Source organism: Paralteromonas sediminis (assembly GCF_003820355.1).
Classification (GTDB): Bacteria; Pseudomonadota; Gammaproteobacteria; order Enterobacterales; family Alteromonadaceae; genus Alteromonas_F; species Alteromonas_F sediminis.
The window spans coordinates 316,199-327,865 of record NZ_RPOK01000004.1 but is presented as its reverse complement, the minus strand read 5'-3'; the positions used below and the strand labels follow the sequence as shown (position 1 = coordinate 327,865).

Sequence of the window (11,667 nt, the reverse complement as noted above, 5' to 3'; positions counted from 1 at the left end):
CTAGTCTTTTTGTTCACCTGATAGATGGAGAACGAAAATGGTACGTTTAAGTTTCAAAACTGCTGCACTCTTTTTGTGTATAAGTGTGAGCTCATACGCAGTCACAGAGCACCCTTTGGAAAAAGTACTACTGGAGGATGGTTCGTTAGTCTCTTACCAAAGTTTGTTAGAAGAGCACAAGTTAACCGGTTTGAGTTTTGTTGTAGTCGATGACTACCAAGTTGTCTTTCAGAAACAGTTAGGCGAAAAAGCATTTGGTAGCGAAGAGTATATCGACGAGAACACCGCATTTTCCACCGCTTCCATTACCAAAGGCATCGTCGGGACTTTGGCAGTTATGCTAGCAGCAAAGGGTAAGTTGGACCTAGATGCCCCAGTATCAAACTACCTAAAGCGCTGGAGCCTGCCAACATCGCCTTATACTGCTACTACGCCAATTACGCTTCGACACTTGCTCAGTCATACCGCTGGCACCACGCAACACGGATTTGCTGACTTCTATCAGGGCGACGATATTCCTACCCTGATCGAGAGTTTAAACGGTCAGTTGCCCCGCTATGACAAACCTATTTCTGTAACATTCACACCAGGCTCAAACTGGTCTTATAGCGGTGGTGGTTACGTAATCGCTCAAGTGGCAATCGAAGATCTCATGGGCCAGAGCTTAGCCGAATTAGCAGCCAGCATGCTCTTTGAGCCATTGGGGATGAAACATACTACGTTTTACCAACATGGTGATGAAGGGTTCCTAACTAATGTTGCCAAAGTGCATGATCACACGCAGTCTGTGATTAAAACGGGCATTCCTATTTGTCCCCAAATCGCGCCTTCTGGTATGTGGAGTACACCCTCTGATATGGCTAAATTTGTCATTGAAATGCAGCGCGCACTGGCCGGTGAAAAAACAAAGGTCATATCGCAGGCAGTGGCGGAAAAGGTGACTATGCTGGAAACATTAGAAGGCGTCGGCGGATGGAGCCTTGGGTGGATGCGCTATGAGGGGTATGGCAACGTAGAGTGGTTCTCTCATGGTGGCTCCAATACCGGAACGGGAGGACATGTCATGGGCACTATGAAAGGCGGAAAAGGCATTATGATATTCGGCAATGGCCCAAACCCTTCCCGCATTCCTGTCATTAATAAAGTCAGAGATAGTGTAATTGCACAGATGGGGTGGTCAGCGCAAATAGAGGGTCAAGAGAAGGCATTTTCCAGCAGTCAAATTAAGGCGTTGACGGGTCGATATCTGGCGCCGTTCAACGATGTCGTTGAAATCCGATTCAAGGATAAAGGTTTGCAAATGATTAGCCGCTTTTTTTCTGCGGAAATGTACCCTCTTAAACAAGGAAAGTTTGCTATGGACGATTTTATCAATCATTTCTCGTTACAGATGAATCCTGCAGATGGCAAGCAGTACATTACCTATACACGTGAGGGCACAGAATTGTTGAGCTATGCCATGCTCAAGTTAGACAAAGACCAAAAGCTACCTGCTGAAGTGGCAAAAGGGGATAATGTAGAGGAAACCTATGCTGCCTACAAACAATGGAAAACAAGCCATCCACAGTCTCATTTGCTGAGTGCCAGGACGATTAATCAAGAAGGTTACAACGCATTAAATGAGGGTGAAGTTGACACCGCAATTACCTTATTTACCGTTTATACGAAGCTCTATCCGGAGGATGGCAATGCCTTTGACAGTCTGGCTGAAGCCTACAAAGAAAAGGGTAATGTTGAGTTGGCGATAGAAAACTACCAACGCTCTATTGCATTGAACCCCGAAAACGAGCACGCAAAAAACATTCTGGAAACATTAACCAAGCGCTAAGTTTCCACTTTAAGGCAATGAGTGTGGTGTCTGTTTTGACAGAACAAAAAACGCGAGCTTTACTTAAACGGTAGTATTAAATACCAAGCCCCTATGCGTTCTAATTATTGTCGATTATGTATAGCTAGTTTTGCAGCGCTGAGCTTTAATATCAGCGCTCAAAATAATATTGACGCGTTACTGGACCTTTCCATTGAAGAGTTGCTTGAGCTCGAGATACAGGTTGCTTCTAATGTTGTCACTGAGCTGAGAAAACAACCTACGTCTATAACAACCATTACTGCAGATAACATTCGCTTGTCTGGCGCGAGAACCCTGAATGAGCTGTTGACAATCTATGTGCCTGGCTTTTTTCTAGTCGAAGACCAAGATGATACGATCGCTGGATTTAGAGGCGTAGTACCCGATAACAATTCTAAAACCATGTTGCTGCTCAATGGAGAAAGCCTGAATACAGAATGGTTCTGGGGCGCGCCCGATGCATTGCTAAATGGCGTTGAATTGGAACTCATCGAGCGAGTTGAAATAATAAGGGGGCCAGGCTCTGTAACGTTAGGCCAGGGTGCGTTGCTTGGCGTGATTAATATTGTCACGCGCAAAAATAAGAGCAACGGTGCCAATGTGATGCTAAAAGCCGGAGAAAATGGCTATCGCAAAGCCACATTAGACGTAACAGTAAAAAACGAAGATGTTATGGCGTTCCTTTATCTGTCTAAAGGTGACTATAACGGGCAGAAAATGGAAAACAGAGGATGGGCTCAGTCGCGATTTGATCAAGGCTTAAGCGTTTATCAAAGAAACCACAAACTCAAGCGTAGCGACCATCAAACCCTCTTTTCCCAAGTTACCTACAAGAACGTAAACATTGACCTCTATCACTTTGAACAAGGAAGAGACTTATACAACTTCTATCGCGATAGAGAAGTAGTTAGGCAGACCTTAAATGGCGCATCAATTCAATATGCGCATACTTTTAATGACGCAATCCGCCTTAAGGTCAGCGCCAGATATTCAAATGATGAATACCAGCTGTTTTCTCACGGAAACAATATTAGAACGCCAGAACGGCTTTATTTTGAATCTGTTGCAAGCCAATTTTCCTCGTTCTCAATGGCAAATGAAAGGGCTGATGATAGTGTTGAACCTGATTTAAATATGGGAGGTACAGGTGAAATTCGTCAAGGTGTCAAACTTTTACTCAATTGGGATAACCCACTGCCTGGTCATAAAATAGCGCTTGGCACCGAATATGTAAGCTACCGTTATGGACGAACAGACTCAAACGGCCACAATTATATTTTAAATGAAGAAATCCAACTGCTTGGTTTTTCAAGTGACGGGCAAGGGGGATTCATCCAAACCAATGACCTGAATGAGACCAATACTTGGGCCAAACCCGCCAGTGTGGCTATCCGTAGTATTTTTCTCGAAGATATTTACCAGTATAGCGATAGCCTTGACCTATTTGCTGCATTTAGGTTCGATGACCATCCAAATTGGGGCTCTCAACTCAGCCCTCGAGTTGGTGTTTTATATGATGTTGAAAAAACTCACCTGTTCAGGCTGACTTGGCAAACCGGCTTTAGGGGAGCGGTAGGCGTGCAGTTTACTGGCGGTTTTGTGCAGGATGGCCTGCTGGCGCAAAGCAATTTCCCAATCGCAAACGCGTGGGCGGATTCTTACGGTGATTTCAATTTTGATGGCATTGTGGGTAATGCGACAGAACAGTTGTCTTCAGTGGAACCCGAAACAATTGAGAGTGTTGAACTGTCTTATCAGTACTCAAAAAATGCGTTGCAGTTTAGTAGTGTTATATTTCATAACACCTTTCAAGATATTCTCGCTGCCGATGCCAATGGCTGGGTAGGGCTTGAATTTGGTGACAAGATTGGTACAGATGACATAGGAACTTGGGGAGGCAACTGGTATTACCAAAATCAATCAGGCAAGCTTACACAACGTGGCGTTGAACTTGAATTAAGATATCAATATGAAAATCTCAAATTATCGGCCAGCCACGCCCATGTAAGTGTTGTTAATGCGGACCCTGGCGTCATAGGGGGGTACGTTTTACCTGGTAAAAAGGTGGCTGCTTATCCAGAGGATGTAAGTCGATTACACATTAATTACGCTACGGAATTAGCGTTAGGCCAACTCTCTATCAACTATGAGCATGTTTACTTCTGGCAGTTCCATGCACCCACAGGCGTGACAGTCAGTGGTGGCACAATAGCAAACGTGGGTGTTGGGTTAACGCTTCCCTCTGTAAAGAACCTTGAGCTTAGTGCAATTATTAAAAACCTATGGCAAGAAGATTCCCTCTACCCTATCAATGGCACGGGTGATTTGTTGGGTGCCAATGGCACGCCAGCTATAGAAAAGCGAAGTGCTTGGCTGTCATTGCTCTATTCGTTCTGACAAGCTTGCTCACCTATTAAAATTTTGCCCGTCAAACAGGCAATCGTCACAAAAATACAATACAGAGAGACCGAATAGCTATAAGGCTTCCACATTTCACCGCTATTCACGAAGTGCAAGACTAGATTGCCTGACCAAACAACACCAATTGGATACCAAAACAAGGTCAACCAAAATGAAGACCATGCCATATAGCGGAGCAGCGTATTTGCCGTTGCCAAATGCAGGCTGATCAGGGATAAGCCAGTTAACGAGAAGGCAATAGCAAGATTTCCAAGCGGAAAGCGACCTAATATTAACATTGAAAGCCAAGCGGCTTGGGTCAGTAACCCATAAAGGGTGATTAGGAACACGATGACAATCGACAGGCAAAGGAACCAGAACGGATTGGGTCTACTGTTCATCTTGCAATTCCAGCGTGTTGTCTTTACAGGTGGATGCATTTTCAACGGTACAATAATGGAAGTCCAAATAATAATGACGCTTGTCAGGTAATTGCCCTTTGGTCAGGTAAGAAAGCATAAACTCAGCACTTAGACGCCCCATTGCAAATGGGTTTTGGCCAATATTGACAGTAGATATGCCTCGCTGCAATGCAGCCAATTGAACTTGCTCAGTGTCTGTAGAAGCAATCACTTTCTTGTTTGCTTTGATTTGCTCGGCAAAAGGACGTAAACGTGTTGATACTCTTCATTAAATTGTGCAAAACCGGTGGCGATAAAAATGAGCGACCCATATCCTATTTTGCGTCAACATAGGCGTTTGTATTAAGTTAACTATTAGAGTGTAATAGAAGAATAACGCTGAGTAAAAGATGCGCCATTAGAGGCAATGAGGATAGGAAATGCAGGAGACCGCACATGGCAATTTTTCGATTGAAGTAGATGGACGCTTGTTGATCAACCGATATTCAGAAGGCTTTAATATTGTCGGTATTAATGCGCTCACTTCCGCATTACTTGATGCTGCTAAATCGCTTGATAAATGGGTATTGTTGCAATTGCCAGAACCAAGTGCAGGTCTAACTAATGACGCTATTCCTGTCATGCTTCACGCATACAATCAGCTTCAAAAAGCAGGTTGTGTCGCGGTAGGTCTTCACGATAACAGTTTATTTGTACGTGCGGGTTATACGCACAAAGGCATAACCGTCACGCTTCCTTTTCTTATAGACAAAGAAGAGAGCAAATTACGGTCATGGTTAATGGCTAGATTAGATGATTAACGCCTATGTACCGGTTTTTTCTTCGCTAATAGATCGTTTTTTGTAAGCAGAAGGCGTGTATTGCATCACGTCTTTGAACGCTTTAACAAAGGTAACTCGGTTACCAAAACCCGATTCCAGCGCAATCCTCTCCAATGGCCAGTCAATGTTGTTATCGTCTATCAGGGCAACGGCATGCTGAACTCTGTAGCCATTGATCAGTTTATAAAAGTTAGTGTTCATGCTTTGGTTAATAACTTGAGACAAGGTATGTGAGCGTATCTCTGTGATGTTAGCCAGCTTAGTGAGAGACAGCTTATCGTCCAAATAAAGCTGTTGCTGCTTTATTTTGGTCTCCAATTCGCTTGCGATAGCATTCAACGTATTTTCGGGAAGTGCTGAATGCAGATATTTTACCTTTTCTGCTCCTTCGTCTGTAACCGCAGCTTGAGGTGATTCCGAATGCAATGTCTGGTACAAGGTTTTTTCTTCTGGTTCAAAGACAAGGTCGGGTTTTTGCAAACCAAAATAACCTAGTGTAAGAACAAAAAACGCCACACAAAGCAACCAAATGTCACTGACCAGAGAAAGTGTAATAATACCAGCAAACTGCTGAGCCAAAAACAGTAATACCCACACCGCTTCCAGCGCAAATAATGCCATGACTGTCACGCGAAGACGCACAAGTAACGCGTGACTGTTGTCAGCCCGAAGCGATTCAGATGCGTCTTCAAATTGACCGATGCTTCGCCAACTAAACCATAAATAAGTCCCCAGATGAATTTTCATCCCAATAAGAATAGCAACCACGGCCACAGGTAATACTGATGGACCCGTTGACGCAAGCACGTTGTCCCACATAGCAGACTTCTCTTCCAGTGAGCGCCAGAGCCCTTCTGATTGATAGAGCCACAACGCAGCAGCGGGAATGAAATGAAGCGGCCAGTATCTAAGAGCTAGAGGGAAATAGCCTGTCACTTTGCATGTGTATAAAAAAAATACGGGGCCAAATAACAACGCGGCACCGGGTAAAAGACCCATGAAATGTCCCAAGGTTGTATACGATTGTGTATACAACACACCGCCTTCGAACAGTTTATAGCCCATTATCAGCACCATGAGCGCTAATATTTTGCCTGCGCCATTTTTGTCAGAGCGTGAGAACAGAGAAAATGCCATTAAACATGCATGGCTAAAGGCAATAAAATAAGCAATGCCCAAAAAGGTGTGATTCATGGTATGGCCTGACAATTGACACGTGTGATATGGCTATAATTTACATAATTTACTTAGCAATTATGTAAACCTCAGCCTAATTTTACACATTTTACGCGCTAAATGGGTTAATGGCATCTCGTTATAACAATAATGAGGCGTCCATGCTTAAACACTCGCTGGCAAAGATGATAATCATACCCGGTTTAGTCTTAACAACTCTATTTACGAGTTGGACAACATTGGCATCTAACACTGAAAACGCAACTACCGCATTTTATCGGCACATAATGTTCAGAGAAACGCCCTATGCCACGTATCGGGGAATACATCCTGTTGTTGAAGAGACCGCACCGTATTTTGCGCATTACCAATTTACGCATGATGATAAAGGAAGGGTGACAAGTATTCGATATCAAATGCAGGAGAACCTTATTTTTGGCAACCAGGTTTGGGACTCTTTCATCTGGTTTGCACCCCAAGTCAACATCGATTATGGACCTGGCAAGGAAGTTCACACCTATTTTGACGTAAATGGACGACAAATCGCCGCGCATGGTGATGTGTATTCGGCCCATTACAGTTTGGATAAGTCAGGCAAACGGCAATCATTGCATTTTTACGATGAAAACGGTGAGCCAAGCCAAAATGAATGGAATATCCATCGTTATGAGTGGCGGCATGAAGGTGGTTATGTGTTTGAAAAAAGATTTAATTTGGCAAATGAACAGCAGCCTTTACGCCCTGAATTTGAGTTTTATGAGGTCAAGTTAGACTATGACAAAAACGGACAACTCGCTTTCGTCTATAACCTTGGTCTTGATGGCACGCCGACTAACAACAGCTCTGGTGCCGGTATAGACCGCATCACTTATGATCAGAACGGTAATTTTGTGCGTTGGCAGGTATACGATAAAGAGGGTAAGCCTGTTGAAGGCAATCGCCCCATGGTACACCTCGGCGAACATTTATATGACGAGTTCGGGAATAAAGTGGGCTTAAGGGGCTATGACAGGTTCGGCAAGCAGATACCGTTTAGTTGGGGAGCCTTTGAACACAGTGCAACGTTTAACGAAAGGGGCAACCAGATCAGGCAGCGCATTGTTGATGAATCCGGGAGTACGCTCCAGTTCTTTGCCAGAAAATACACGCCTGATCACAGTAAGATATTGTATGTTCAGTCGCTCAATGACAATGAAATGGTTACTCACAGTCCTGCATTAGGTGGCGCGGCTCAGGTCAGATATCAGTATATCAGTGACGGCAGCTATAAGATTGAGCGTCTCAATGCAGATGGCAGTGTGTTTACAGATAACAATCAGTCTGCCAGTAGTCAATAAATATGAGGAAAATGAATATGAACGTTAAATATGCAATATGTTTGCTGGCAGGGCTAGTTTCAGTAAGTGTTCAGGCGAAAACTGTGCTTGAACGAACCTTGTTTTTAGGGGTTTCTCCAGTGACCGCAGAAGAAGGTGAAGGGGTAGAAGTACAAAGTATGCATCCGGCGGGTACAGGTGTGGTTTTAGGTTTAGAAAGCGGCGATGTGATTAAAGCCGTCAACGGCGAAAGTGTTGCCGATTTCTCTTCACTGGTGAATGTATTGGGGAAGATAACAGAAGGCCAGAAATTGGTCGTGAAGGTAGAAAGGGACAATACAGAGGTTGCATTGACGGGTAAGGCACAATCTCGGCCCAAAGAAGCTGGTGAGGGTTATCAAGTAGAGTATGGAGAATTTGATTGGCAAGACAACCATATTCGCACAATCACTTATCATCCTGCTAGTCCACGCAAAGATAAGGCCGCTGTTATGTTTATTCAGGGCTATACCTGCGGTTCAATTGACTATGGTATGGCACCGGAAATAACCATAACGCAGTTACTTGCCACCTATGCACAAGCAGGCTTCACCGTGTTTAAGATGGAAAAGCCGGGAGTGGGTGACAGCAAAGGTCCACTGGAATGCAGCCAGATTGACTTTGATACTGAAAATGCAGCTTTTATTGCCGGACTTAAGCACTTCGCTTCTTATGACTATGTTAACCAAGATAACTTGTTTGTCTTCGGGCATTCATTGGGTGTCTTACACGCGGGTGTGATCGCTGAGAAAGGCTTGGTAAAAGGCGTCATGGGTTATGGTGGCGTGCTGAAATCTTGGTATGAGTATTTACAAGATATCTATGCCATTCAGTCAGTTCGTTATTTCGGTACCAGCGAGTCGCAGGCAAAAGCTAACGTAAAAACAGTGCAGCCCTTTTTGGACGCTTGGCTAAATTCGGACAAAAGCTGGGAAAGCCTCATGGCCCAAGATGATGTTAAACAGGCCGTGACGTCAAATTTACTGCCGATACAGGGAGAGTTGGTCTTTCAACGTCACTATAGCTTTTTTAGAAGTCTTAACCGTTATGATTTTAAAGCGTTGTGGTCAAACAGCCAATCTCATGCACTCCTCTTGCATGGAACTTATGACATACAGGCGATTGACGGAGCGTGGGCAGGACATATTGCGGAGTTAATTAACAGCAACACAGACAAAACCGCACAAGCTGAAATGTTTCCTCGAACAGAACACGCACTGATGCGTTACGACGAATTAGCTGACCTGCAACAAGCAATGCGTGAAGGCGAGAACAGAGCCGGTAGCCCGGGTGATAAATATAACCCCGACATCGCTTTACGTTCGCTGGCGTGGATGAAGACTATTTTACAACAACATTAAGGTTACTGGCATGGTTGGTCTAGTTAATTGTAGTAGGTGGTGTTTGCCGATGCTGATGTTTGTCAGTATCGGCAATGCGTGGGCACTACCATCGAATTCAGATATTTTGTCTGATATAGAAGACCTGCATTTACATCGAACGGAAATGCGATTTGGCGAGTATATTGAAAGACTTCAGCGACAGGATCTCACGACTCAGCAAGACCTGATTCAGCAGCTCACGGCACAATTTGCGCTAACCGCCCAGGACGAGCTAGACGAGTGCAGACTGTTAAGTTTAGAAGATGCTCGATTTGCACTTTCATTGGCTAAGGAAAGGCTCGCACTGACGCAGTCAAACCATTTTTCTGATCTTACTTACAACGGCAACTTTTCAGCTATGCAAGACGGGCAAGCGTGGTACGCCCACTGGCTTAAGAGTTGGTTGCAGTCATCAGTATCTACAGCAGAGCTAGAAAAAATTGCCCTTGCAGAACTTGAGGAGGTAGCAAAAAAGCGTGAAGAACTGAAACGCTCTAACAAACCTGGCAATAATGCAAGCATCAAAGCTGCAGATAAGCCGGTTATTATCAATGCGTTTAAACAGCGTGAAAATACTGTGTATGCGTATACAGAGTCTCTATTGGGTAGCCCTTATCGGGCGTCGGCTATAAATATCGTCGAGTCAAATTTGCCTAAGAGTTTTCCTGCTCCAGGCATCTACAATACGGCTGAACAAGAGTTTATCTATCATCTACACACAGATAACCTACCTGTCAAACATATGGACTGGCTTTTTTTACATGAGGCAGTACCGGGCCATCATTATTTTAGTCAGTATGCTTTACATGAAGCGACATGCCCGGCATTGAATCATCTGCGTGTTAGTACCCTATTCACAGAAGGGTGGGCTGCTTATGTGGAAACCCTAGGGGAACAACTTGGGCTGTATAATGATACCAGCAGTCTGTCCTATGCCTTGGATTGGCAAGCTATGCGAGCTGTGAGGGTACTCCTTGACGTAGGTATACACACGAAAGGTTGGGATGATAAAAAGGCGCAGGCGGTATGGATGGCACACATACCTGAACAACAGCCGATTATGCAACGAGAGATAGATCGAATAAGGCGATGGCCGGTCCAGGTTATTACTTACGTTTATGGCAAAGCTATTATCGAAGAGACAATTTCGGCGATGCGTGCCAAGCATCCTAACCTGTCAATTGCAGAAATTCACCGGTTGATCCTTGATCGCGCTCCATTTTCGCTGAATGCCTTATCTTCCTTGCGAGGCCACTAAAGGGTGGCCAGTACTTGTTTTAAGTAATCAAGGTTGGCAGGTGCAAAGTCAAAGCCGTCACCTGACTCAGAACGCATTACATTCGATACAATACCAACAAGTTTTCCCGATTCATCTAATACAGGGCTACCGCTCAGGCCTCTCAACTCGCTGAGTTGAAGATCGTTCATGGTAATTCTAAGGTTTGCGCCGTCTTTTTTCAGGAACTCACCGGTATATTCATCCTGAGAGCACCTTTCAGCATTTGCATAGCTACAGCCAAAAGCCGTGAGCGTTTCGCCTTTTTTTAGGGGGCTGTTACGCAGAGAAAGTACTTTCAAATCAGACTGATTACTTTCAACCTCAAACACTAGCCAGTCTTTTTGCAGTACTTGCATGTCTAGTTTCTCGGTATCATCTTGATTGAGCAATTTCCCTAACCTGACCGCATTGTCAGGTTGCTTATTAGGGTGAATGGTCCAATTTTTTACGTGTTCTTCGATTGAGACTGACGCCATAGTTGGTGTTTTTGCCTCTAACAGTGCATGTTTTACCGTAACGGCATATACCTTGTCGTTATGTGTAATTAAAAAACCATTACCAACAAAAGCTTTGTTGTACTGGTGGTCGTGGAAAACTAACTTATTAATACCTGAAAGATGCTCGGCATTTACCGAATGCGATTGCAATTGAAATAACAAAGCTGACAGTGCACAGATACTCCATTTTTTATTGATCACAACTATTTCCTCATTTGTTTTCATTCCTTGAAATATACCTTTGTATTTATCTAGGCTTGATAATCTCAATGTAATTTTACGTCTACTGACGAAAAATAACCTTTAAAAATTAGTTTGTTAGTAGAAGTGCTACTGTATATGTTTCTCGTTTGAAAACTGACGTGCGATCTCAAAACTGCGGAGTTGCGTATAGATTTTCATCCCTAGTCCACTGCGTTGACTCCTTATTGTGCAATGCCTTTACATAAACTAACCAAGCACAGGGAAAACCGCAATCTAAAGCTA

10 protein-coding genes are annotated in these 11,667 nt (G+C 44.0%); 6 read left to right on the top strand and 4 right to left on the bottom strand.

The annotated features are described in order from the left end of the window. Positions 1-85: 85 nt before the first annotated feature. Entirely contained in the window at positions 86-1,828 is a 1,743-nt protein-coding gene (locus DRW07_RS13615) for a beta-lactamase family protein (protein ID WP_240630636.1), read from the top strand. A gap of 93 nt (positions 1,829-1,921) precedes the next feature. After that, complete coding sequence (locus tag DRW07_RS13610) at positions 1,922-4,246, top strand: TonB-dependent receptor (RefSeq protein ID WP_124028477.1); 2,325 nt, start codon at positions 1,922-1,924, stop codon at positions 4,244-4,246. Here the strand turns inward: DRW07_RS13610 and DRW07_RS13605 are convergent. Beyond that, positions 4,234-4,650, bottom strand: a complete 417-nt coding sequence (locus tag DRW07_RS13605; protein ID WP_124028476.1) for a hypothetical protein — start codon at positions 4,648-4,650, stop codon at positions 4,234-4,236. The two genes, DRW07_RS13610 and DRW07_RS13605, sit on opposite strands and share 13 nt — an antisense overlap. After that, positions 4,640-4,882 carry a sugar ABC transporter substrate-binding protein gene (locus DRW07_RS13600; RefSeq protein WP_124028475.1) on the bottom strand — a complete coding sequence of 81 codons (243 nt, stop codon included), beginning with the start codon at positions 4,880-4,882 and terminating at the stop codon, positions 4,640-4,642. Before DRW07_RS13600 ends, DRW07_RS13605 begins: the two co-directional genes overlap by 11 nt. A 208-nt stretch (positions 4,883-5,090) precedes the next feature. Here DRW07_RS13600 and DRW07_RS13595 point away from each other — a divergent pair, with 208 nt between their 5' ends. Next, entirely contained in the window at positions 5,091-5,471 is a 381-nt protein-coding gene (locus DRW07_RS13595) for a hypothetical protein (protein ID WP_124028474.1), read from the top strand. 3 nt (positions 5,472-5,474) lie between these two features. On the opposite strand, the gene DRW07_RS13590 is transcribed toward DRW07_RS13595, so the two are convergent. Next, the gene (locus DRW07_RS13590) at positions 5,475-6,686 is read right to left on the bottom strand and encodes a helix-turn-helix domain-containing protein (RefSeq protein ID WP_124028473.1); all 1,212 of its coding nucleotides are present in this window, start codon (positions 6,684-6,686) and stop codon (positions 5,475-5,477) included. 143 nt (positions 6,687-6,829) lie between these two features. Between DRW07_RS13590 and DRW07_RS13585 the strand changes: the two genes are divergently transcribed. Genes DRW07_RS13585 through DRW07_RS13575 form a run of 3 tightly spaced genes read left to right on the top strand, consistent with a single transcriptional unit; the run spans position 6,830 to position 10,663 of the window. After that, on the top strand, positions 6,830-8,005 hold the full coding sequence (locus DRW07_RS13585; protein WP_124028472.1) for a hypothetical protein: 1,176 nt from the start codon (positions 6,830-6,832) through the stop codon (positions 8,003-8,005). Positions 8,006-8,022: 17 nt separating this feature from the next. Next, positions 8,023-9,384: a PDZ domain-containing protein gene (locus DRW07_RS13580; protein ID WP_165870508.1), complete on the top strand. Its 1,362-nt coding sequence runs from the start codon at positions 8,023-8,025 to the stop codon at positions 9,382-9,384. A 49-nt stretch (positions 9,385-9,433) separates the two neighbouring features. Next, positions 9,434-10,663 carry a DUF885 family protein gene (locus tag DRW07_RS13575; RefSeq protein ID WP_165870507.1) on the top strand — a complete coding sequence of 410 codons (1,230 nt, stop codon included), beginning with the start codon at positions 9,434-9,436 and terminating at the stop codon, positions 10,661-10,663. On the opposite strand, the gene DRW07_RS13570 is transcribed toward DRW07_RS13575, so the two are convergent. Next, positions 10,660-11,406, bottom strand: a complete 747-nt coding sequence (locus tag DRW07_RS13570; RefSeq protein WP_124028469.1) for a S1 family peptidase — start codon at positions 11,404-11,406, stop codon at positions 10,660-10,662. The two genes, DRW07_RS13575 and DRW07_RS13570, sit on opposite strands and share 4 nt — an antisense overlap. Positions 11,407-11,667: the final 261 nt, after the last annotated feature.